Source organism: Motilibacter deserti, from assembly GCF_011250635.1.
In the GTDB taxonomy this organism is placed as follows: Bacteria; Actinomycetota; Actinomycetes; order Motilibacterales; family Motilibacteraceae; genus Motilibacter_A; species Motilibacter_A deserti.
In genome coordinates this window covers 393,682-415,183 of the sequence record NZ_JAANNP010000001.1, presented here as the reverse complement: position 1 = coordinate 415,183, position 21,502 = coordinate 393,682, and the positions used below count along the sequence as shown (strand labels likewise).

Genomic DNA, 21,502 nt, shown 5'->3' with positions numbered 1-21,502 from the left:
CCCGGCGGCGACGGCCCGATCGAGCCCGTGGACGCGCTGCGGCGCATCGCCTTCCTGCTCGAGCGGGCGCTGGAGCCGACCTACCGCGTACGCGCCTTCCGCACCGCCGCCGCGGTGGTCGAGCAGCTGCCGCGCGCCGAGCTCGAGCGCCGGGCGGCGGGCTCGTCGCTGACCGAGCTCAAGGGGCTGGGCAAGGTCACCGCGACCGTGGTGGCCGAGGCGCTCGCCGGCGAGGTCCCGGTCTACCTGCGGCGGCTCGAGGCGACCGGCGGCCGGCCGGTGGCCGAGGGCGGGGCGGAGCTGCGCGCGGCCCTGCGCGGGGACCTGCACACCCACAGCGACTGGAGCGACGGCGGGTCGCCGATCGAGGAGATGGCGCGCGCGATGCGCGACCTGGGCCACGACTACGCCGCGCTCACCGACCACTCGCCCCGGCTCACCGTCGCCAACGGCCTGTCGCCGGAGCGGCTGCGCCGGCAGCTCGACGTCGTGGCCGAGCTCAACGAGCAGCTGGCGCCGTTCCGGCTGCTGACCGGCATCGAGGTCGACATCAACGAGGACGGGACGCTCGACCAGGAGGACGAGCTGCTGTCTCGGCTCGACGTGGTGGTCGCCTCCGTCCACTCGAAGCTGCGCTCGCCCAAGGACGTGATGACCCGGCGCATGCTTCTGGCGGTCAACAACCCGCACACCGACGTCCTCGGCCACTGCACCGGCCGCAACGTCACGAGCGGAGGGCGCGGCGGCCGGGTGCGCCCGGAGTCCGAGTTCGACGCCGACGCCGTCTTCGCCGCGTGCGCCGACAACGGCGTGGCGGTCGAGGTCAACTGCCGGCCGGAGCGGCTGGACCCGCCGAAGCGGCTGCTGCGGCTGGCGGTCGAGGCCGGCTGCTACGTCTCGATCGACACCGATGCCCACGCCCCGGGGCAGCTGGACTGGCAGCCCTACGGCTGCGAGCGGGCGGCGGCGTGCGGCGTGCCGGTTGAGTCGGTGGTCAACACCTGGCCCGTGGAGCGGCTGCTGGAGTGGACCGGCCGGGCGGGGTGAGGCCACCGCTGGCAAGCTGGACGCGTGCTGTCGCTCGCCCTGGCTCGTCGGCTGCGGGACGCGGGCCTGACGTGGGAGCCCGCGAGCGGTGACCGTTTCGTGCTGCTCAGCCCCGAGATGAGCGACGACGTCTTCGTGCTCAGCGACATGGTCGCTGACGTGCACCACTTCCCCGGCGGCTCGGTCATCGGCTTCAACGGCACGGTGGAGTGGGCGCTCGACAGCGTGTCCGCCGAGCAGGCACTCTGGCTGCCGACCGAGGAGCAGCTGCGCGAGCGGCTGGCCGATTCCTTCGCGCGGCTGGAGCGGGCGGACCCGGGCTACCGCGTGGTGTGCGAGGACGGCGCCGCCTTCGAGGCCCTCTTCGCCGACGACGCGTACGCCTTGGCGCTGCTGGCACGGCTCGGCCCGTGACCGCCGCGGAGGTCCGCCGGTCCAGCGACCGCTTCCTGACGCGCACCGACTGGCTCGAGCTGCGCCCGTCGTTCTCCTTCGAGCACCACTACGACCCGGCGAACGTCTCCTTCGGCCTGCTGCTCGCGTTCAACGAGATCTCGCTCGCGGCCGGGAGCGGCTTCGAGGCCCACATGCACCGCGACACCGAGATCGTCACCTGGGTGCTCTCGGGCACTCTGCTGCACGCGGACTCGGCGGGCAGCTCCGGAGAGGTACGCCCCGGCCAGGTCCAGCGGCTCAGCGCCGGCCGCGGCGTCGAGCACACCGAGCGCGCGTCCGCGGACGCACCCGTCCGGTTCCTGCAGATCTGGCTGCTGCCGGCGGAGCGCGGGGGCGAGCCGGCGTACTCCCAGCTCGACATCGGCACGGCGCTCGTGGGCGGCGGGTGGGTCACGGCCGCCTCCGGGTCGGGTGACGGCGTCGCGCTCCGGCAGCCGGCCGCCGCGCTGCACGTCGCGCGGTTGGGCGCGGGGGCGCGGGCGCCGCTGCCTGCGGGGGCGTACGTGCACCTGTTCGTCGCGTCCGGCGCCGTGCAGGTGGACGGGGTGGGGCGGCTGGACGCCGGCGACGCGGCCCGGCTGCGTGCGGTCGAGGGTGGGACGGTGCAGGCCGGCGACGCCGGAGCCGAGGTGCTCGCCTGGGCGATGCAGGCGTCGCTGCTCTGAGCAGTCGGCGAAACTAGGCCCATGCAGCCTGCACTCCGGTCGGTCGTGGTCGTCGGCGGCGGGCTCGCCGGTCTCAGCACCTGCTCTGCGCTTCGTGCATCCGGCTTCGCTGAAGATGTCGTGTTGCTTGCGGCAGAGCCCCATCTGCCCTATGACCGGCCGCCGTTGAGCAAGGAGGTGCTGACGGGCGCCTCCACGGCCGCGGACACCCAACTGCAGCCCGAGGATTGGTACGCCGCCAACGCCGTGGACGTCCGCCTCGGCACGCGTGCCGTGGCCCTGCGCCCCGCGGAGCGCGCCGTCGAGACGGCGGACGGCTCGACCCTGCGCGCCGACGCGGTGGTCCTGGCGACCGGCGGCACCGCCCGCCCGCTGCCCGTCCCGGGCGGCGGCCTGGCCCACCTGCTGCGCACCCGCGACGACGCCGACCGGCTGCGCGCGGAGCTGGTGCCCGGGGCCCGGCTGCTCGTCGTGGGCGGCGGCCTCATCGGGGCGGAGGTCGCGTCGAGCGCGGTCTCCCTGGGCTGCGAGGTCACGCTCGCCGACCCCGACCCGCTGCCGCTCGCGGGGCCGGCGGGTGCGCTCGTCGCGGCATACCTGCACCGGCAGCACGCGGACGCCGGCGTACGGCTGGTCGAGGCCGGGGTCACCGCGCTGGAGCGGCGGGGCGGCGCCGTGCACGCCCGGCTGGGGGCGAACCCGGTCGCCGAGGAGGTGGAGGCCGACGTGGTCCTCGCCGGGATCGGCATCGTGCCCGACGAGGCGCTGGCCGTCTCGGCCGGCCTGGACGTGGCCGGCGGCGTGCTGGTGGGGCCAGACCTGCGCACCTCGATTCCTGAAGTGCTCGCCGTTGGTGATGTGGCCCGTCCGCGGGGGTACGACGGCCCGCTCGCGCGTCGAGAGCACTGGGACGCCGCGGTCCGCACCGGGGAGGGCGCGGCGGCGACGCTGCTCGGGGCCGAACCTCCCGCGCCCGCCGCGCCGTGGTTCTGGACCGACCGCTACGGAGTGCACGTGGAGGTCGCCGGGACGGTCCCGCAGGACGGGGTGCCGGTGCTGCGGGGAGACCCGGAGTCCGGCTCGTTCGCGGTCTTCTTCCTCGAGGACGGCCGGCTGGCGGCAGCCGTGTCCGTGGGGCGTGGCCCGGAGGCCCGCGCGTCCCGCCGTCTCGTCGACGCGGCCGCGGCGGTGGGCCCGGCACAGCTGTCCGACGAGGCGGTGGACCTGCGCCGGCTCGCCCGGGCGGTCCGGATGTGACACCCCCGACGCCGCTCGGCCGTTGGACGGGGCGGAAGGCGGGTAGGCGCACGACGTAACGTCGGAAAGCCCCGCGCTCAGCGGGCGCTCGACAGGGACAAGGAGGGTCAGGCGACAGGTGGCAGGCTCGGACTCGAAGGACAAACTGGGGCTCAGCGCCACGCAGGTGGCAGCGGGAGCCTTGGCGGCAGTCTCCGCTTCGGTCGCGAGCTCGTTCCTCGGCGTCGCCGGCACGGTCGTCGGCGCCGGCGTCATGAGCGTGGTCGCGACGGTCGGGTCAGCCGTCTACTCGCGGTCGTTGCGGCGAGGGCAGGAGCAGATCGTCCGCACGCTGCGCCGGCCGGCCATGGACCCCGACGAGGGCACCGTGTCGACGCGGGTGATGCCCGCGGTGACCGGTGATGGGCTTTCCCCTGACGACGCTGCTCCGGCCGTCGACACGACGGGGCAGGGCGGACTCTCCCGCCGGGCCTGGCTCACGATCGCCGGCGTCGCCTTGACCGTCTTCCTCGTGGCGATGACGGTCGTGACGAGCTTCGAGGCCATCGCCGGGCGCCCGCTGTCCTCGTTGTTCGGCAACGACAGCCCCAGCGGCACGAGCGTCGGCAGGCTCGTCGGCGACAGCTCGGCGGACGACGAGCCGGCGGTGCCCGGGCCCAGCCCGACGGCCGAGGCGACGCCGGACGCGTCGCCCGAGCAGACGCCGGGGGAGGAGACGCCGACGCCGGAGGCGAGCCCGAGCCCGTCGCTCACCCCGACACCGGAGCCGACCCCGACAGCCACGCCGACGCCGCAGCCCACTCCGACGACCGTGCCCTCGACCTCGGCGCCGGCGGTCGTGCCGCCGGGCGCGACACCGCTGGGCTAGCCGTCAGCCGCCGTCGAGCAGCGCGAGGAAGCGCTCGGCGTCCCGGGCCCGTGACAGGTTGTTGAACAGGACGTACGGCTCGGGGTGCCCGGCGACGAGGGCCCGGAGCCGGTGCAGCTCTTCGTCGGTGTGCACGTGGCGGATCCCGGTCGTGCCGTGCAGCCGGTAGTACGTCTGCTCCGGGGTCACGGTCTCGACCTGCATCGGGTCGGTGACGTGGGCCAGCCGCAGCTCGCGGCAGAGCTCAGCGACGAGCGCCGTGGGCCATTCGCCGCGCGGCTCCCACAGCAACCGTAGCGGCGCCGGGCGCTCGACCGTCGTGAGGAAGCGGCGCATGCGCTGGACGTTCTCGTCGGTCGGGCGGAAGCTCTTGGGGCACTGCAGCAGCACCGCGCTCGCGCGCAGCACCGACGCGCTCTCCAGGGTCCGCGCCCAGCCCTGCAGTACCGCCGGCGTCGTTCGGAACGACCCGACCTGCCCTCGGTGCTCGGCCGGGAGCGGGGTCTTGAGGCGACGGTAGGTCGGGCTCGAGGAATCGTGCGTGATCACCTGCCAGGCCTTGACCGTGAACTCGAAGCCGTCGGGGACGGACGCCCGCCAGCGGCGCAGCAGGGCCTCGCCGGGCGGCTCGTAGAACGTGTGCTGCACCTCGAGCACGGGGAAGCGCTGCACGTACGTCGACATCGCGACCGTCCACCCGCACAGCCCCACGCGGGCGGCGAGGCCCGGCGGCCCAGGATCGGTCATCCGGCGTACGTGCCCGCGCGCGAGCGGGAGGAACCGAGCGGATGCTGCGGCAGGCCTCAGCGGTGACGCAGGAAGCCCATGACGTGTTCGGCGCAGGCGCGAGCAGCGGTGGCCGTCGTGTCGACCTCGACGTCGTAGCTCACCCCGTGGTGCACGCGCAGGGCCTGCGAGCGCGCCATGCCGCCGGGCCGGTCCGGGCGTGCCGCCTCGCGCCGCTCGGCGACGTCCGGCGCGCAGCGGACGCCTACCCAGACGACGTCGAGGCCCGCCAGTGCCCGCCGCCACCGCTGCTGCGATTCGACGCCGCCGAGGAAGACGTCGTCCACCAGCAGGTCGGCGCCCGCGCGCGCCGTGGCCGCGACACCCGCCATCCATGCGGCCTCGAGCCGGCGGAACACGTCGCCGAGGACCACCGCGCCCCGGTCGTCGACGGCGAATGCCTCCGGCGACGCCTGCAGATCCAGTGGCAGTGAGTCGACGAACACGTCGATGCCCGTGGTGAGCCACGGCTTTGGCAGCAACGCTGACTGCAGCTCCCGGCACAGGGTCGTCGTGCCGGCGCTCGAGCCGCCGTTGACCACGACGACACGAGAGCCCATGACGGAACTGTAGTTCAGCGATGTGGAGCAGCCCTCTCGGCGAGGGAAAGCCGCCACTGTTCGCGTACGCCCCGGCAGGGTTGCACGAACGCGCGCGGGAAGGCGGATGCCGCCACCCGGTCGAGTGAATCGGGCCAAAACTTGTGCATCTCTCTGCGAGAGGAGTAGGAAGGCCGGTGTCTTACTAGAACGGATCTGGGTAACGCACCTACACATTCGACGCGGGATTCGGGGGCACCGTGCACGAGCTGGACGTCCGCCCGGAAGGCGCCGCGGAAGCGGCCTCGCCACGGGGCGCAGCGCGAGTCGACGCGCGGGCGGAGCGCGGCGCGGCACGGGCCGGGGCAGCCACCGCCCGGCTCCTCGACCCGTTGGCCGAGCTGGCCGCCCGGCTGCTCGGCGGGTCCCAGGCCTCCATCTGGTCGCGTCCGGCGCGCGGCCGTTCCGACGTCCCGCGGGTCAGATGCTCCTGGGGAGGGCCGCCCTCGCTCTCGGCGCGGGCGCTGCACGACCTCGCCGCGTGCACCGGGGAGCGCCTGACCGCCCCAGGGACGCTGTCGGAACGATCGCTGCGCGGAGGGCTGCCGGTCGATCCCGGGTGTTGCGTCGCCGTGCCGCTGAGATGCCACGACGGCCGGGTGATCGGGTCGGTCTGCGTTGAGGGGGTCCCGGCGCTCGGGGCGCCGACCGCTGACGCGTGGCAGTTGCTGGAGTGCGTGGCGCGACAGGCGGTCGCCGTCCTCACGCTCGTCGAGGCCGGCGGCGACCGGCCCGCATCGGCCGCAGACGACGTCCCGCTCCCCGTGCCGTCGGTCGACGGCGACCCGTTGACGGGGCTGCCCGGGCGCCGGCTGCTGCTGCGCCGCCTCGCCGACGCCGTCGTGCGCGCCGGCCAGGACGGCGTGGCCGACGTCGCCGTGGTCTGCGTCGACCTCGACGACGTCACGGCGGTCAACAGCGCTCTCGGCCACGCCGCTGGTGACGAGCTGATCGACGCGGTCGCGGCACGGCTCCGAGGCACCGTGCACGGCGAGGACCTGGTGGCCGGGCTGGGAGGCGACGTCCTCGCGGTCATGTGCAGGCACGTGCGGGGGGCGGGCGGTGTGCAGCAGCTCGCCTCTCGCGTGCAGGCCGCCCTGGGGCGCGACCTCCTGCTCGGCGGGCAACTGGTCGCGGTCAGCGCCTCGATCGGCAGCGCCCTCGCGCACCGGCAAGCGACCGCACAGCAGACGCACCGCGCTGACCCCGGGGGTGCGGGCGAGGCGCTGCTGCAGGCGGCGTACTCCTCCATGCACGTCGCGAAGCAGCGTCGGCACCGCCCCAGCCGCTCTTGGGGGGACTGGGGAGGCGGGAACGGCCCGTTGCTGCGGATGCGCGTCGCGGCCGAGCTCCGCGCGGCCCTGCGCGCGGACGACCAGCTGTCCCTCGCCTACCAGCCAGCGTTCGGGCTCCGTGACGGGCAGTTGCACGGTGTGGAGGCTCTCCTGCGCTGGCGTCATCCGCAGCACGGGCTGCAGTGCACGGCGGAGTTCATCGAGGTGGCCGAGGAGCGCGAGGTGATCGTGCCGCTCGGGGCGTGGGTGCTGCGGACGGCGTGCGCCCAGGCCGCGTCGTGGTACCACGCGGCCGGGGAGCGGGCGCCGCTGCTCTGGGTGAACGTGTCGAGCCGTCAGCTCGGGAGGGACGAGCTGGCCGGCGTCGTGGACGAGGCGCTGCGTTCCACCGGCTTGCCCGCGCACAAGCTCGGCCTGGAGCTGACCGAGCGGCAGGTCGTCGAGGTCACGGGCCCGGTGCGGGCCGAGCTCACCCAGCTGGCCGAGATGGGCTGCCGGCTGGCGCTCGACGACTTCGGCACCGGGCACAACGACATCTGCCAGCTGCGCGCGCTGCCGCTGGACACCATGAAGCTCGACCGCAGCTACGTCGCCGGGCTGGGGGCCAACGAGACCGACACGGTCATCGCCGCGAACCTGGTCGCCCTGGGCAAGGCGCTCGGGCTCGCGGTTGTCGCCGAGGGCGTGGAGACCCCCGCGCAGCGCCGGATGCTCGAGGAGCTCGGCTGCGACCTCGTGCAGGGGTACCTGTTCCACCGGCCCGGCCTCGCGGCCGGGATCGACCGCCTGCTGGAGGCCTCCGCCACCGGGTGAGGGCGGCCGCCGGTCAGGCCGGCCGGGACAGCAGCGTCTGCCAGGCCGCCCCCGCTCGTGCCGTCGCCAGGACCACGTGCCCTTCGGCCACCGAGCGGACGAGCTCGGCCACGTCGTCGACCGGCTCCCCGCTGACGAGCAGGCCCGTCGCGCCCGCGCCCACGAGCTCGACGATCGTCGCCGCATCGGCACTCGCGGCCAGTCCGAGCACCTTGGTCTCCGGGTACGCCGCCAGCACCGCGCGCACGGTGTCCGCGCCGCCTTCGGGCGGCGTCACGTCGAGCGCGACGACCTCGGGACGGTGCAGCTGCGCGAGCGGTGCGGCGTCGGCGCCGTCCCCGCTGACCGCCACGACGTGGACCAGCGGGTCGGACGCGAGCAGCCCGGCGAACGCGCGCCCGCCGCCCGAGGCGCCGTCGACGACGACCACCGAGATCAACGCGGGCTCTCCCGGTGGCGCCGGCCCGCAGGCCGTGCCCGCTGGGTCACCCGCGGACCCGCGGCAGGATCTCCTTCTCGTAGAAGGAGAAGAACCCTTCGTACTCCGGTCCCATGTCCGCGACGAAGATCTCGTCGTAGCCGGCGTCGGCGTGCTTCTGGAACTCCTGCACGTGCTTCTCGACGTCGCGCCCGTGCACGGTCGACTCGGCGATCGACTCCTTGGTCACCAGCGGAGCCAGCTGCTCGAAGTGCTTGGGCGAGTAGAGGACCTGCGACGCCTCACCTGGGATTCCGGAGTTGAACCACAGCTTGTGGGCGTACTCCAGCGCCTTCTCCGCGTCGTCGGAGTAGCTCACCTTGTAGCCGACCTGCGTCGGCTTGCCCGGCCCGGCCTTCTCGCGGAACGTCTTCACGATGTCTGCTTCAGGCATCGTGGAGCAGTAGCCGTCGCCGATGCGCGCCGCCAGGTCCAGCGCCTTCGGCCCGAACGCCGACACGTACACCTTCACCGGCTCGTCGGGCAGCGTGTAGATCCGCGCGTCCTCGACCGTGTAGTGCTCGCCGTGGTGCGTGACGGACTCGCCACTCCACAACTGGCGCATCACGTCGACGGCCTCCTCGAGCATCGACAGGCGCACGTCGGCGTTCGGCCAGCGCTGGCCGAGCACGTGCTCGTTGAGCGCCTCGCCCGTCCCCACGCCGAGCGTGAACCTGCCGTTCGTCAGCACCTTCGACGTCGCTGCGGCCTGGGCCACGATCGCCGGGTGCTGGCGCAGGATCGGGCAGGTCACCGCGGTGGTGATCGGCAGCGAGCAGGCCTGGGAGATGGCGCCGATCATGCCCCAGACGTACGCGCTCTGGCCCTGCGCGTCGTTCCAGGGGTGGAAGTGGTCCGAGATCCACAGCGCCTCGAAGCCGGCGCGCTCTGCGAGCTTGGCCTGCTCGATCAACTGGGCGGGGGAGTATTCCTCGCAGGACAGGAAGTAGCCGATGCGCGGGCTCATGGGCAGGCGGCCTCCGGGGCGTTGGGCTGGACCCTGCACCCGTTGCCCGCACAGCCTGCGGGAAACCTTCCGTGGTCGACCGCGCCACTCGGCCCGCGCGTCGGATGCCTGGGACCAGCCACTCGACGACGCCCGCGCCCTGCAGCGGAACGGGCTCGGCCGGGACGAGTGTCGTCCCGGCCGAGCCCGTGAGCGGTGCGAAGCTGGGCCGGAGCGCGGGCGTCAGCGCGCGCCTGGCCGGACCAGGGGTGGCTACGACTCCCCGAGCGTGTTGCCCGCGCCGGCGGCTCGGATGTCGCCGAGCTGGTACTTCTCGACGGCCTCGCGCGGCGCCTCGGGCTTGACCCCGCCCTGGCGTGCCAGCTGCATCAGCGTCGCCACGACGATGGACGCCGCGTCGACCTTGAAGTGCCGGCGCAGCGCCCCCCGGGTGTCGGAGAGGCCGAAGCCGTCCGTGCCCAGCGAGACGAAGTCGTGCTGGACCCACGGCCGGACCTGGTCCTGCACCGTCCGCATGTAGTCCGACACGGCGATGACCGGGCCGGGCGTCCCGGCGAGGGTGCGGGTGATGTAGGGCACCCGCTGCTCGCCGTCGGGGTTGAGCAGGTTCGCTCCGTCGCACTCGAGCGCCTCGCGGCGCAGCTCGTTCCACGACGTGGCCGACCAGACGTCCGCCGCGACGCCCCAGTCCTCGGCGAGCATCTTCTGCGCGTCGAGCGCCCACTGCATCGCGACGCCGCTCGCCAGGATCTGCGCGCCGGGCGCCCCGTCGTGCAGCTGCGGGGCCGAGGCGTAGCGGTAGAGCCCCTTGAGCAGCCCGTCGACGTCCAGCCCCTCCGGCTCGGCCGGCTGCAGGTAGGGCTCGTTGTAGATCGTCAGGTAGTAGAAGACGTTCTCCGCGTCCTGGCCGTACATCCGGCGCAGGCCGTCCTTGACGATGTGCCCGACCTCGAACGCCCACGCGGGGTCGTAGTAGACGCACGCCGGGTTGGTCGACGCGATCAGCGGAGAGTGCCCGTCCTCGTGCTGCAGGCCCTCGCCGTTGAGCGTCGTGCGGCCCGCGGTGGCGCCGAGCAGGAAGCCCCGGCCGAGCTGGTCGCCGAACTTCCAGATCTGGTCGCCGGTCCGCTGGAACCCGAACATCGAGTAGAAGATGTACATCGGGATCATCGGCTCGCCGTGCGTGGAGTACGACGTGCCGGCCGCGATCATCGAGCCCATCGAGCCGGCCTCGGTGATGCCCTCGTTGAGCAGCTGGCCCTGCGTGGACTCCTTGTAGGAGAGCAGGAGCGCACGGTCGACGGCCTCGTATCGCTGGCCGTGCGGGGAGTAGATCTTCGCCGTGGGGAAGAGCGCGTCCAGGCCGAAGGTGCGGGCCTCGTCCGGGATGATCGGGACGATCCGCTCGCCGAAGCCCTTGATCTTGACCATGTCCTTGATGAGCCGGACCGTGGCCATGGTGGTGGCGACCGGCTGCTTGCCGGACCCGGCCTTGAGCTCGGCGTAGACCTTGTCCTCGGGCAGGTCGAGCGCCTTGCCCGGGTCGCGGCGCTGCGGCACCGACCCGCCGAGGGCGGCCCGGCGCTCACGCAGGTAGCGCACCTCGGGGGAGTCCTCGCCCGGGTGGTAGTACGGCGGCAGGTCGGCGAGCGCCTCGTCCGGGATCGGCAGGCCGAGCCGGTCGCGGAACTCCTTGACGTCGACCTTGCTCAGCTTCTTCATCTGGTGCGTGGCGTTGCGCGCCTCGAAGCTGCGCAAGCCCCAGCCCTTGACGGTCTGGACGATGACGACCGACGGGGCGCCCTTGTGCTCGGTGGCCGCCTTGTAGGCCGCGAACACCTTGCGCGGGTCGTGGCCGCCGCGGCGCAGCGCCTTGAGCTGCTCGTCGGTCAGGTCCTCGACGAGCTTGGCCAGCTGCGGGCTGCGCCCGAAGAAGTGCTCGCGGAAGTACGCGCCGCTCTCGACGCTGTAGGTCTGCCACTGCCCGTCGGCGACGTCGGCCATCGCCTCGGCCAGCACGCCGTCGGTGTCACGGGCGAACAGCTCGTCCCACTCGCGGCCCCACACGACCTTGACGACGTTCCAGCCGGCGCCGCGGAAGTAGCCCTCGAGCTCCTGGATGATCTTGCCGTTGCCGCGGACCGGCCCGTCGAGGCGCTGCAGGTTGCAGTTGACGACCCAGGTGAGGTTGTCCAGGCCCTCGCGGGCGGCGACGCCGAGGGCGCCGATCGACTCGACCTCGTCCATCTCGCCGTCGCCGAGGAACGCCCACACCCGCTGGTTGGACGTGTCCTTGATGCCACGGTTGTGCAGGTAGCGGTTGAAGCGCGCCTGGTAGATGGAGTCGATCGGGCCGAGGCCCATCGACACCGTGGGGAACTGCCAGAAGTCCGACATCAGGCGGGGGTGCGGGTACGACGGCAGCCCCTTGCCCGGGCCGGTCAGCTCCTGGCGGAAGCTGTCGAGGTCGTCCTCGGACAGCCGGCCCTCGAGGAACGCCCGGGCGTACATGCCGGGGGACGCGTGCCCCTGCCAGAAGATCTGGTCGCCACCGCCCGGGGCGTCCGGCCCCTGGAAGAAGTGGTTCCACCCGGTCTCGTAGAGCGTCGCCGACGAGGCGAAGGACGCGATGTGCCCTCCGACGCCCACGCCCGGCCGGTTCGCCCGCGACACCAGGACCGCCGCGTTCCAGCGGTCGATGTTGGCGATGCGCTCCTCGAGCGCCTCGTCACCGGGGAAGTCGGGCTCGCGGTCCGGTCCGATGGTGTTGACGTAGTCCGTGCGGACGACGCCGGGCACCGGGACGCCCGTCTCGCCGGCGTGCTGCAGCAGCTGCTGCACGATGTAGCGCGCCCTGCGCGGGCCGGCGTTCTTGACGAGAGCGTCGAGGGACTCGAGCCACTCCTGGGTCTCCGCCGAGTCGACGTCCTGGTACGACGCCGGGGCGGTCTGCACCGGGGGGACGGGTACGCCCACCGGACTCTGATCGTTCGCCACACCGCACAGTGTCCCTCCCCCGGGGGGTGCTCGTCACCAGGGGGGCGCGAGGAGTATGCGACACGGCAGCTCAGAGGCAGGATGAAGGCCATGAAGACGCAGGTGATCGAGGTCCGGACCGGCGGCCAGGAGGCCGCGTACGACCTCACCGACCGGTGCGCGGCGTTCGTCCGAGAGGCCAGCGGCGGCGGCGACGGGCTGCTCTCGCTCTGGGTGCCGCACGCGACGGCAGGCATCGCGGTGATCGAGACCGGGGCGGGCAGCGACGACGACCTGCTCGCCGCGCTGCGCGACCTGCTGCCGGCCGACGACCGCTGGCGGCACCGGCACGGGACTGCCGGCCACGGGCGCGACCACGTGCTCCCGGCACTCGTCCCTCCGCACGCGACGGTCCCCGTCGTCCGCGGTGCGATGACGCTCGGCACCTGGCAGTCGCTGGTGCTCGTCGACACGAACGTCGACAACCCGCGCCGCGAGGTGCGGCTCAGCTTCCTGGGTGGCTGAGGCCGAGCGGCGCCCGTCCTCGTCGGTGGCCGCCCTAGTCGGTGGGCGTCACCCTCGTCGCGCGGTACGCCGGCCCGGCCGCCGCGCGCTCGGCCCCCTCGCCCGCCGGTGGGCCGACCAGGGCGTAGACCACCTCGACGAGCTCGCCGGGCTCGACGCCGTGGCGCCCGGCGGCGTCGATCGCGTCGCCGTCGAACCCCACCTCGGCGGGCAGCGAGTCGATGACGAGCGCGCCCTTCCTGGCGTGTTCGTCCCACCGCACGACCCGCCCGCTACCCCGTTGCGCGTCAGCCTGCATGGCTGCCCGATGCCCGACTCGCGGCGACGTAACCGCTCGTTGCGCTTGCGCGCGTTCGTCCTGACGGCGTTGACTACGGCAACGGCGCCTGGACGGAGGGCGGCGACGGGTTGGTGACGCGTCGGGGAGGAGCAGGGTGAGCGCGACCGCGGAGCCCGCGGAAGGCCAGCGCGCAGTGGGTGCGCGGCTCGGCATCAAGCCTGGGCAGATGGTCCAGGAGCTGGGCTACGACGACGACTGCGACGAGGAGCTGCGCGAGAGCATCGTCGCCCTGTCGGGCAACGAGCTCGTCGGGGGCGAGCCGGACGACGTCGTCGACGTGGTGCTGCTCTGGTGGCGCGACGGCGACGGTGACCTCGTCGACGCGCTGGTGGACGCGCTGACCGACCTCGCCGACGGCGGCATGGTCTGGCTGCTGACGCCCAAGACGGGCCGGCCGGGCCATGTCGAGCCGAGCGAGATCGGCGACGCCGCGCCCACGGCAGGGCTGTCGTCGACGAGCAGCGTGAGCGCCAGCCGCGAGTGGCAGGGCACCCGGCTCGTCGCGCCCAAGGCCGCGCGCAAGTGACGGGCTGCGCATGAGCGCCGAGGGCTCCGTCCGGCAGACCCCGCCGGCCGTGGGCACGCCCGCGCCCGACTTCGAGCTCGAGGACCAGCACGGCACGCCCCTGCGGCTCTCGGCGCTGCGGGGCCGGCCCGTCCTGCTCGTGTTCTTCCCGCACGCCTTCACCCCGACGTGCACGGGGGAGCTGTGCGCCGTGCGCGACGAGCTCGCGGAGACCGACGAGCAGGCCTCTGGCCTCGAGGGCGTCCAGGTGGTCGGGGTCTCTTGCGACCCGTCGCCCGCGCTGCGCGTCTTCGCCCAGCGCGAGGGCATCACCTACCCGCTGCTGTCGGACTTCTGGCCGCACGGCGACGTGTCGCGCGCCTACGGCGTCTTCTTCGAGCCGCGCGGCTTCGCGACCCGCGGCACGTTCCTGCTCGACGCCGAGGGCCTCGTGCGCTGGTCCGTGGTCAACGGGCCGGGAGAGGCGCGCGACCCCGCCGACTACCGAGCGGCCGTCGCCGCGCTCGCAGAGCCCGTACCCTGAGGGCCGTCGGGCTCGTAGCTCAGCGGTAGAGCACCTCGCTTACACCGAGGGAGTCGGCGGTTCGAACCCGTCCGGGCCCACTTGCCGCCTCCCCGGCGTGGCTAGGAGAGGGTGAGCGCGTGGAGCGCCTGACCTGTCAGCGGTGCGGGGCCAGTTGGCCGAGCGAGCACCCCGTGGCCGCCTGTCCCGTCTGTGCCCTCGAGGTGTCGCACGGCGACGCCAACGCCGGGGGAAGCCCGGGCCCGGGGGAGGACGACGCCCTGCTCGCCGACGGCGGGTCCTGATGGCGGGCACCGCCACGCTGGGCGACGTCGTGGCCGTGCTCGACGCGCTCTACGACCCGCGCTGGGCCGAGCCGTGGGACGCCGTCGGGCTGGTCTGTGGCGACCCCGACGCCCCGGTACGCCGGGTGCTGTTCGCGGTCGACCCGGTCGAGGCGACGGTCGAGGAGGCCGTGGACGGCGGCTACGACCTGCTCGTCACGCACCACCCGCTCTACCTGCGCGGGACCTCGTCGGTGGCCGCCACGACGCCCAAGGGGCGGCTGGTGCACCGGCTGATCCGCAACGGGGTAGCCCTGCACGTCGCGCACACCAACGCCGACGTCGCCGACCCGGGCGTCTCGGACGCGCTCGCCGCCGCGATCGGCCTCACGGGGCTGGTGCCGCTCGACCCGCGCCCGGCCGACCCGCTGGACAAGATCATCGCCTTCGTGCCGCGGGCGGACGCCAACCGTCTCGTCGACGCGCTGTCCGCCGCCGGCGCCGGCGCGATCGGCGATTACACGCGGTGCGCCTTCGTCGCGGACGGGACGGGCACGTTCCTGCCCGGGCCGGGCGCGCAGCCGGCGGTCGGGCGCGTGGGGGAGGCGGCGTACGTCGAGGAGGCCCGCGTCGAGATGGTGCTGCCCCGGGGGCGCCGGGCTGCGGTCGTGCAGGCCCTGCGGGCGGCCCACCCCTACGAGGAGCCGGCCTTCGACGTGCTCGAGCTGGCCCTTCCGCCGGGCCCGCGCGGGATCGGCCGGGTCGGGCGGCTTGCCGAGCCGGTGCCGCTGTCGGAGTTCGCGCGGCGGGTCGCGCGTGCGCTGCCGGCCGCGCCGGTCGGCGTGCGCGCCTCCGGCGACCCCGACGCGCGCATCGGCACCGTCGCGGTCTGCGGGGGGTCGGGGGACTCGCTCCTCGCCGCGGCGCGCCGCTCGGGCGCCGACGCGTACGTCACGGCCGACCTGCGCCACCACCCCGCCGCGGACGAGCGCGCCGAGCGGCGGCTCGCCCTGGTCGACGCGGGCCACTGGGCCACCGAGTGGCCGTGGCTCGCCGACGCCGCCGCGCGATTGCGTGCCGGGCTCGCCGCGGACGGCATTACGGTGGAGGCAGTCGTCTCGCGGGCCGTCACCGACCCGTGGACGCTCCACGTGCCGTCATCGCGATAGAGGAGCCTGCCCTGAAGGCCGACCCCGCCGAGCAGCTGCGCCTGCTCGACCTGCAGGGCCTCGACGCCCGCCTCGACCAGCTCGCCCACCGCCGTCGCACGCTGCCCGAGCACGCCGAGATTGAGCAGCTCGACCGGGACCTGCGCCGGCTGCGCGACCTCACCGTCGCCGCCGAGACGCGGGCGAGCGACCTCGAGCGCGAGCAGGCCAAGGCGGACGCCGACGTCGAGCAGGTACGTGCCCGCGCCCGCCGCGACCAGGCCCGCCTGGACTCGGGCCGGGTCTCCTCGCCGAAGGAGCTCATGGACCTGCAGTCCGAGCTCGCCTCGCTCGCGCGCCGGCAGTCCGAGCTCGAGGACGTCGAGCTGGCCGTCATGGAGCGCGCCGAGGAGGTGCAGTCCGAGGTCGAGCGGCTGCGGGCCGACGCCGCCGGGGTCGAGGGCAAGCGCGCCGCCGCGGTCGGACGGCGGGACGCCGCGGTCGAGGAGATCGACAACGAGGCCTACCTGACCCAGCAGGCCCGCGAGGCCGTGGTCCGCGACGTGGGCGGCGAGCTGCTTAGCCTGTACGAGAAGGTGCGCGCCTCCTCCGCCGGCATCGGCGCGGCCGAGCTCAAGCAGCGGCGCTGCCAGGGCTGCCGGCTCGAGCTCAACACCGTCGACCTCGCGCGCTTCCGCGACGCCCCGAGTGACGAGGTGCTGCGCTGCGAGGAGTGCCGCCGCATCCTGGTCCGCACCGCCGAGTCCGGGCTGTGACGCGCCGGCTCGTCGTCGAGGCCGACGGCGGGTCGCGGGGCAACCCCGGGCCCGCCGGCTACGGCTCGCTCGTGAAGGACGCGGACACCGGCCAGGTGCTGGCCGAGCGCGCCGGCGGGCTGGGGCGTACGACCAACAACGTGGCCGAATACACCGGGCTCGTCGAGGGCCTGCGCGCGGCCGCTGAGATCGACCCGTCCGCGACGGTCGAGGTCCGGATGGACTCCAAGCTCGTCGTCGAGCAGATGAGCGGGCGCTGGAAGATCAAGCACCCGCCGCTGCAGCCGCTGGCACTCGCGGCGCGGAACGCCTTCGACCAGTCCCGGGTCCGCTACACCTGGATCCCGCGGGCGCAGAACTCGCACGCCGACCGGCTCGCCAACGAGGCGATGGACGCCGAGGCGCGCGGGGAGAGCTGGACGCCGAAGGTCAGTGTCGCGGGCGGTGCCGCCGTCCCGGTCGCGATCGACGAGGCCGAGCCGGAGCCGCCCGTCCCCGCCAACAAGCTCACCGGATGGGACGACGTCGGCACGCCGACCACCTTCGTGCTCGTCCGGCACGGGGAGTCCGCGAACACGCTGCGCAAGCTGTTCTGCGGCCGGGACGGCAGCGACCCGGGGCTGACCGAGCGAGGGCGTGCCCAGGCCGAGGCCGCCGCGCGTGCGCTGCCCGCGTTCTGCGGCGGTGACCGCCCGGTGGCCGTGGTCTCCTCGCCGTTGCAGCGGGCGCGCGAGACGGCCGAGGCCGTCGCCGCTTTCGCGGGCGTACCGGTGAAGGTGGAAGAGGGCTTCGCCGAAGCATCATTCGGGAAGTGGGACGGCCTCGACCTGGCGGCCGTCCGCGAGCAGTGGCCCGACGAGCTGCAGGCGTGGCTCGACTCGCCGGCCGTGGCACCCCCGGAAGGCGAGAGCCTCGACGAGGTGGGCGCCCGGGTGAAGCGGGCCAGGGACAAGGTGATCGCGCGCTATGCGGGGCGGACCGTCGTCGTGGTCAGCCACGTGACGCCGCTCAAGCAGCTCGTGCGCCTGGCACTGGACGCGCCCTCGCACACGGTCTTCCGCATGGAGATGACGCCGGCGTCGCTGCACCTGGTCCAATGGTGGCCGGACGGTGGAGCGTCGCTGCGGGCGTTCAACAGCACGACCCATCTGGCGGGGCTGCTGGGGGACCCGGGGTTGTAGCCCCAGCCGCTGCACGTGTCAGGGCGACCGGGGGCTGGCCCCGGCTCCGCCGGCAGCAGACGCGCGGGTCAGCAGCAGGTGCGCGGGTCGCTGGCGCCGATGCCGGTCTCGTTGACGGCGACGACGCGCAGCTGGGTGCCGAAGCCGACGCCGGCGCGCGGCGTACGCACCATCCCGTAGCCGCCGGTGCCCTCGAGCGCAGCGGTGTCCGTGCCCTCGACGTCCACCCACGTGGTGCCGTAGTCCGTCGACTTCTGCATGCGGAAGCCGGTCTCGTCGTCCGCGTTGTCCGTGAAGCGGAGGGTGTAGCCCGCCGAGCTGACCGCGGACCCGGTGACCGTCGGCGCCGCGGGGGCGCTCGCGGTCGTGACCACGTCGGGGGTGAGGGTGGCGACGGGGAGCCGCTTGGCCGAGGCCGTGGTCGCGGTCCCGACGAGGCCGGCCGTGACCCCGACCGTGACCAGGGCGAGCGAAGCGACGTGACGACGGGTGACGTTGCGCGACATGAGAGGCTCCTGCGGCGGTTGGAGGTCACGGACCGCTACTTCCTCGCGACCCTGCGTTGACTACGCACTCATCATGTCGGTCACAACGGGTGAAGCGCAGAGCCTTTTGGGTGATGCGTTTCCGTCATCACCCGTTCGGGCTAATCAGTTCTAGAGCGTTAGCGACCGATGGCGAGGGCCCCGGCCACGAGCGCGGCTGGCACCACTAGAAGGCCCTCGCGGGCGAACTGCCAGGCACCGACCCGGACGCCGCGGGCCGCACAGCGCTCGCGCCACAGCAGCGTGGCCAGCGAGCCCCACAGCAGGACGAGCGGGCCGGCGTTCACCCCGACGAGCACCGCCAGCAGCCGGTCCGCCGTCCCCGCCATCGGCTCGAGCGCGAGATAGGCCGGCAGGTTGTTGACGGCGTTCGCCGCGACCGCGGAGACGGCCGTGAGCCGGAGCAGCGCGCCGCCGCCCTCCCCGTCGCCGGCCAGGTCGTGCAGCAGCCGCGTCAGCCCGTGCTCCTGCAGGCCTTGCACGACGAGGAAGAGCCCGATGGTCATCACGACCAGACGCCAAGGCAGCAGTCGCAGCCGGAGCCGGTCGCGCCGCTTTCCGGCGTACGCGGCGACGAGCACGGCCGCCCCGCCCGTCGCCACCGCCCACGGCGCCAGCCCCAGGACGAGGAGCACGGCGACGACTCCGGTCACGGCCGCCGCGAGACGGAGCAGCACCGGGTCCTCGGCGCTCGGGTGGGGGGCCACGGCGTACGTGCCGCGCAGCGCCCGTCGGTGCCGCAGCAGCAGGACGGCTACCGTGACGACCAGGACGGCGGCCTGCGGGAGGGCCGCGTGCCGGGCGTACGTCAACGCGTCGAGGCCCTGCTCGTGCGCGGCCAGCAGGTTCGTGAGGTTGGAGACCGGGAGCAGCAGGCTCGCGGTGTTCGCCAGCCAGATCGTGGCGAACGCGAACGGCAGCGCCGGCAGGCCGAGCCGCCGGCACATCGCGAGCACGACCGGGGTCAGCAGCACGGCCGTCGTGTCCAGGCTGAGCACGAGCGTCGTCACCGTGCAGAGCAGGCACACCAGGAGGAAGAGCCGGCGCACGCTGCCGCCGCCCAGCCGCGCGGTGATGCTGGCGCCCGCTTCGAAGAGCCCGGCGTCGTCGGCGAGCTCGGCCAGGACGGTCACCGCGACGAGGAAGCCGAGGACCGGCGCGCTGCGCTCGAGCACGTCCTGCGCCCCGTCCTGGGAGAGCCAGCCGGTCAGGACGGCCAGGGCTCCGGCCAGGGCGACTACTGCGGGCACGGGGAGGGACTGTACGTGCCGGTACCCTGGCCGCGGACGAGCCGGCCGGGCGGTCGCGACGGGTCCCTCCGGGGCCCCGCCGAGGAAAGTCCGGACTCCACAGGGCAGGGCGGTGGGCAACACCCACCCGGGGCGACCCGCGGGAAAGTGCCACAGAAAACAGACCGCCGGAGCTTCGAGCGCCGGTAAGGGTGAAACGGTGGTGTAAGAGACCACCAGCGTTCGGGGTGACCCGAGCGGCTCGGCAAACCCCGCCCGGAGCAAGGCCAGACAGGAAGCGCACAGCGTCAGCTGGGGAGGGCGGCCCGCCCGAGCTTCCGGGTAGGCCGCACGAGGCCGCCGGCAACGGCGGTCCTAGATGGATGGCCGCCCCCGTCGCTCCGGCGGCGGGACAGAATCCGGCTTACAGGCCGGCTCGTCCACCGACCGGTTCGCTGACCTGGACAAACTCACCGTTTGCCCGGGCCAGCGGCTTGAAGCCTCTGTAGTGCTTCGTTGTGCTGCGGGTGAAGAAGACGGTCTGGCGGGTCCAGTGCTGGGTCTCTGCTGGGTCTGAGCGAAGCCTACTTCAGGTGTGCTGGGTCAGCCCGCTCAGGCGGACCTCACGGTGCGTCACCCTCGCCGGCCTGCCGGCCCTCGCGCAGGATGCGCTCGAGCACGACATCAAGCCCGACGACACGGACGCAGTGACGCGATCCGTGCAGGGACTGCAGACGCGCCAACTCACCCAGCCGCAGTACGTGTACGTGCACCACAGCGACGGCCCCCACGCAGTACTGGACCGGCGACCAGTGGACCTTCGACGTCGATGGAGCGGACGTGGTGCGACACGGGGACCGCCAGCGCGCCCAGGTGCCCGGCACCGGGCACTGGCGCATCTACACCGAGAACTGACCTGGTAGGGGCGTGTAGACGCTCACGTCTACACGCTCGTAGGGTGGGGAGCATGAGCACCACGACGCTGCGAGTCAGCACAGAGACCCGCGACAGGATCAACGCCGTCAAGGGTGAGCGATCCACCGACGAGCTGCTGAGCGAGGCGCTCGCCGCGCTCGAGCGCGAGCGGCTGCGGCGTGAGCAGCAGGCTGCGCTGGCCGCCATGACGCCGCAGCAGTGGGAGCAGTACACCGAGGAAGCGGCCCTGTGGGGCCACGCGATCACGCCGTTGCCGGCGGCGCAGTGATCCCCCTCTCGCGCGGCGCGATCCATCACGTCAACCTGGGCGACACGCCCGAGGGCCACGAGGCAGCCTTCACGCGCCCGGCCCTGGTCCTCTCGGCGCACTACCTCATGCCCGAGCAGGTCACCATCGTCGTTCCCGGAACGCGCACCCGCCTGGGATGGGTCACGCACGTCGAGGTCACGCCCGAGGAGTCCGGGCTGCTCGAAACCACGTACCTGCAATGCGAGCAGGTGCGCGCCATCAGCACCAGCCGCATTTCGCGCAGGCTGGGCACCGCCAACGGCATGCACATGACTCGCATCGAGAGCATTCTCCGCGAGATCCTCGGTCTCTAGCTTGTGAGGTAGTCCGCATGTTCTCGCTCACCTTCGCCCCCGACAACGACGCGTTCCACGAGCCGAACGGCATCAGCGAGGTCCAGGAGATCCTCGAATGGCTCGCGCGTCAGCTCGACGGCAAGGTCATCGACTCCGACGGCAACACGATCGGCACGTACAAGCTGTCGCTGCCGGAGACCGTGCAGTAGACGTACGACCGTGTCGTGGCGGCGCTGCCCAAAAAGATCGACCTGCACTACATCTCCTACGACGAGCAGCTGCACCCGCACCAGGTCGCCAGGCTGCTCGGCGACGACACCGAGTCCGAGGTCTACGGCGAGATCGACGAGTCCTCGCTCGACAACCGCGTGCACAACGCGCAGGCGTGGATCAGGGACCACGTCGACGAGGCCGACCGACGGAGCTCGACGAGAACGACCGGCTCGACGACCTGCGCGCCGAGGTCGAGCAGCGCGAGTCCAAGTCAATCTTCCAGCTGCTGCTCGCGAACACGCCCGACTCGACGTTCGGGTACGCACTCGAGGAGGCCCCGGCGCTCCTCCGGGGGTACCCGATGCCAGTGCATCGCGGCGAACGCCAGGGCGACGTCCTGGGGCAGCGTGACGGTGGCATCGGGGCCGGCGATCATGATGCCCTCGCTGGTGCGCGCGATGTACTACTCGCCCTGCATGTACGCCATGCGCCGAGGCTACTCCGA

Annotated in this window: 24 protein-coding genes, 1 tRNA gene and 1 other RNA gene; 17 read left to right on the top strand and 9 right to left on the bottom strand. The window is 73.4% G+C overall.

All coding sequences use genetic code 11. The annotated features are described in order from the left end of the window. Positions 1 to 18: 18 nt before the first annotated feature. The 5 genes from G9H71_RS01935 (at position 19) to G9H71_RS01915 (ending at position 4,293) form a co-directional block, all read left to right on the top strand. On the top strand, positions 19 to 1,047 hold the full coding sequence (locus tag G9H71_RS01935; protein WP_166278925.1) for a PHP domain-containing protein: 1,029 nt from the start codon (positions 19 to 21) through the stop codon (positions 1,045 to 1,047). A 24-nt stretch (positions 1,048 to 1,071) separates the two neighbouring features. Next, complete coding sequence (locus tag G9H71_RS01930) at positions 1,072 to 1,461, top strand: pilus assembly protein CpaE (protein ID WP_166276973.1); 390 nt, start codon at positions 1,072 to 1,074, stop codon at positions 1,459 to 1,461. Next, positions 1,458 to 2,168: a pirin family protein gene (locus tag G9H71_RS01925; RefSeq protein WP_166276971.1), complete on the top strand. Its 711-nt coding sequence runs from the start codon at positions 1,458 to 1,460 to the stop codon at positions 2,166 to 2,168. Before G9H71_RS01930 ends, G9H71_RS01925 begins: the two co-directional genes overlap by 4 nt. Positions 2,169 to 2,189: 21 nt before the next feature. Beyond that, positions 2,190 to 3,425 carry an NAD(P)/FAD-dependent oxidoreductase gene (locus G9H71_RS01920; protein ID WP_166276968.1) on the top strand — a complete coding sequence of 412 codons (1,236 nt, stop codon included), beginning with the start codon at positions 2,190 to 2,192 and terminating at the stop codon, positions 3,423 to 3,425. A 181-nt stretch (positions 3,426 to 3,606) separates the two neighbouring features. Next, complete coding sequence (locus G9H71_RS01915) at positions 3,607 to 4,293, top strand: hypothetical protein (RefSeq protein ID WP_166276965.1); 687 nt, start codon at positions 3,607 to 3,609, stop codon at positions 4,291 to 4,293. A gap of 3 nt (positions 4,294 to 4,296) precedes the next feature. On the opposite strand, the gene G9H71_RS01910 is transcribed toward G9H71_RS01915, so the two are convergent. Both G9H71_RS01910 and G9H71_RS01905 read right to left on the bottom strand, forming a co-directional pair. Beyond that, positions 4,297 to 5,040: a DUF72 domain-containing protein gene (locus tag G9H71_RS01910; RefSeq protein ID WP_166276962.1), complete on the bottom strand. Its 744-nt coding sequence runs from the start codon at positions 5,038 to 5,040 to the stop codon at positions 4,297 to 4,299. Between the two features lie 56 nt (positions 5,041 to 5,096). Further along, positions 5,097 to 5,639 (bottom strand): chloramphenicol phosphotransferase CPT family protein, encoded by a 543-nt coding sequence (locus G9H71_RS01905; protein WP_166276959.1) that lies wholly within the window; start codon positions 5,637 to 5,639, stop codon positions 5,097 to 5,099. A 239-nt stretch (positions 5,640 to 5,878) separates the two neighbouring features. Between G9H71_RS01905 and G9H71_RS01900 the strand changes: the two genes are divergently transcribed. Further along, on the top strand, positions 5,879 to 7,786 hold the full coding sequence (locus G9H71_RS01900) for a sensor domain-containing phosphodiesterase (RefSeq protein ID WP_166276956.1): 1,908 nt from the start codon (positions 5,879 to 5,881) through the stop codon (positions 7,784 to 7,786). 13 nt (positions 7,787 to 7,799) lie between these two features. Here the strand turns inward: G9H71_RS01900 and G9H71_RS01895 are convergent, their stop codons facing one another. The 3 genes from G9H71_RS01895 to aceE form a co-directional block, all read right to left on the bottom strand. Further along, entirely contained in the window at positions 7,800 to 8,225 is a 426-nt protein-coding gene (locus G9H71_RS01895) for a response regulator transcription factor (RefSeq protein ID WP_166276953.1), read from the bottom strand. 46 nt (positions 8,226 to 8,271) lie between these two features. Then, positions 8,272 to 9,231 (bottom strand): TIGR03557 family F420-dependent LLM class oxidoreductase, encoded by a 960-nt coding sequence (locus G9H71_RS01890; protein ID WP_166276951.1) that lies wholly within the window; start codon positions 9,229 to 9,231, stop codon positions 8,272 to 8,274. A gap of 252 nt (positions 9,232 to 9,483) precedes the next feature. After that, positions 9,484 to 12,207 carry a pyruvate dehydrogenase (acetyl-transferring), homodimeric type gene (aceE, locus tag G9H71_RS01885; RefSeq protein ID WP_407939650.1) on the bottom strand — a complete coding sequence of 908 codons (2,724 nt, stop codon included), beginning with the start codon at positions 12,205 to 12,207 and terminating at the stop codon, positions 9,484 to 9,486. Between the two features lie 111 nt (positions 12,208 to 12,318). Here aceE and G9H71_RS01880 point away from each other — a divergent pair, with 111 nt between their 5' ends. Continuing rightward, the gene (locus tag G9H71_RS01880; protein ID WP_166276949.1) at positions 12,319 to 12,732 is read left to right on the top strand and encodes a YjbQ family protein; all 414 of its coding nucleotides are present in this window, start codon (positions 12,319 to 12,321) and stop codon (positions 12,730 to 12,732) included. A 34-nt stretch (positions 12,733 to 12,766) separates the two neighbouring features. On the opposite strand, the gene G9H71_RS01875 is transcribed toward G9H71_RS01880, so the two are convergent. Further along, positions 12,767 to 12,994: a hypothetical protein gene (locus tag G9H71_RS01875; RefSeq protein WP_166276946.1), complete on the bottom strand. Its 228-nt coding sequence runs from the start codon at positions 12,992 to 12,994 to the stop codon at positions 12,767 to 12,769. Between the two features lie 172 nt (positions 12,995 to 13,166). On the opposite strand from G9H71_RS01875, the gene G9H71_RS01870 reads away from it, so the two are divergent. The 6 genes from G9H71_RS01870 to G9H71_RS01845 all read left to right on the top strand — a co-directional run bounded on the left by G9H71_RS01870 (position 13,167) and on the right by G9H71_RS01845 (position 17,489). After that, positions 13,167 to 13,598 carry a DUF3052 domain-containing protein gene (locus G9H71_RS01870; RefSeq protein ID WP_166276943.1) on the top strand — a complete coding sequence of 144 codons (432 nt, stop codon included), beginning with the start codon at positions 13,167 to 13,169 and terminating at the stop codon, positions 13,596 to 13,598. Positions 13,599 to 13,608: 10 nt separating this feature from the next. Beyond that, positions 13,609 to 14,121, top strand: a complete 513-nt coding sequence (locus G9H71_RS01865; protein WP_166276939.1) for a peroxiredoxin — start codon at positions 13,609 to 13,611, stop codon at positions 14,119 to 14,121. Positions 14,122 to 14,129: 8 nt separating this feature from the next. After that, positions 14,130 to 14,201, top strand: a tRNA-Val gene (locus G9H71_RS01860). A gap of 203 nt (positions 14,202 to 14,404) precedes the next feature. After that, positions 14,405 to 15,553 (top strand): Nif3-like dinuclear metal center hexameric protein, encoded by a 1,149-nt coding sequence (locus tag G9H71_RS01855; RefSeq protein WP_166276935.1) that lies wholly within the window; start codon positions 14,405 to 14,407, stop codon positions 15,551 to 15,553. After that, positions 15,523 to 16,308 (top strand): zinc ribbon domain-containing protein, encoded by a 786-nt coding sequence (locus tag G9H71_RS24890; RefSeq protein ID WP_331272679.1) that lies wholly within the window; start codon positions 15,523 to 15,525, stop codon positions 16,306 to 16,308. The genes G9H71_RS01855 and G9H71_RS24890 overlap by 31 nt, the downstream gene beginning before the upstream one ends. Further along, positions 16,305 to 17,489: a bifunctional RNase H/acid phosphatase gene (locus G9H71_RS01845; RefSeq protein WP_166276932.1), complete on the top strand. Its 1,185-nt coding sequence runs from the start codon at positions 16,305 to 16,307 to the stop codon at positions 17,487 to 17,489. The genes G9H71_RS24890 and G9H71_RS01845 overlap by 4 nt, the downstream gene beginning before the upstream one ends. Positions 17,490 to 17,557: 68 nt before the next feature. Here the strand turns inward: G9H71_RS01845 and G9H71_RS01840 are convergent, their stop codons facing one another. Next, positions 17,558 to 17,995 (bottom strand): hypothetical protein, encoded by a 438-nt coding sequence (locus G9H71_RS01840; RefSeq protein WP_166276929.1) that lies wholly within the window; start codon positions 17,993 to 17,995, stop codon positions 17,558 to 17,560. Positions 17,996 to 18,153: 158 nt separating this feature from the next. After that, on the bottom strand, positions 18,154 to 19,284 hold the full coding sequence (locus tag G9H71_RS01835) for an SLC13 family permease (protein WP_166276926.1): 1,131 nt from the start codon (positions 19,282 to 19,284) through the stop codon (positions 18,154 to 18,156). Positions 19,285 to 19,321: 37 nt separating this feature from the next. Here G9H71_RS01835 and rnpB point away from each other — a divergent pair. The 4 genes from rnpB (at position 19,322) to G9H71_RS01815 (ending at position 20,993) form a co-directional block, all read left to right on the top strand. Then, an RNA gene (rnpB, locus tag G9H71_RS01830) (RNase P RNA component class A) lies at positions 19,322 to 19,706 on the top strand. A gap of 524 nt (positions 19,707 to 20,230) precedes the next feature. Then, the gene (locus tag G9H71_RS01825) at positions 20,231 to 20,467 is read left to right on the top strand and encodes a hypothetical protein (RefSeq protein ID WP_166276923.1); all 237 of its coding nucleotides are present in this window, start codon (positions 20,231 to 20,233) and stop codon (positions 20,465 to 20,467) included. Next, positions 20,464 to 20,802: a type II toxin-antitoxin system PemK/MazF family toxin gene (locus tag G9H71_RS01820; protein WP_166276920.1), complete on the top strand. Its 339-nt coding sequence runs from the start codon at positions 20,464 to 20,466 to the stop codon at positions 20,800 to 20,802. Before G9H71_RS01825 ends, G9H71_RS01820 begins: the two co-directional genes overlap by 4 nt. Positions 20,803 to 20,819: 17 nt before the next feature. Beyond that, positions 20,820 to 20,993: a hypothetical protein gene (locus G9H71_RS01815; RefSeq protein ID WP_166276917.1), complete on the top strand. Its 174-nt coding sequence runs from the start codon at positions 20,820 to 20,822 to the stop codon at positions 20,991 to 20,993. Between the two features lie 275 nt (positions 20,994 to 21,268). Here the strand turns inward: G9H71_RS01815 and G9H71_RS01810 are convergent, their stop codons facing one another. After that, positions 21,269 to 21,433, bottom strand: coding sequence for a hypothetical protein (locus G9H71_RS01810; protein ID WP_166276914.1), 165 nt, complete (start codon positions 21,431 to 21,433; stop codon positions 21,269 to 21,271). Positions 21,434 to 21,502: the final 69 nt, after the last annotated feature.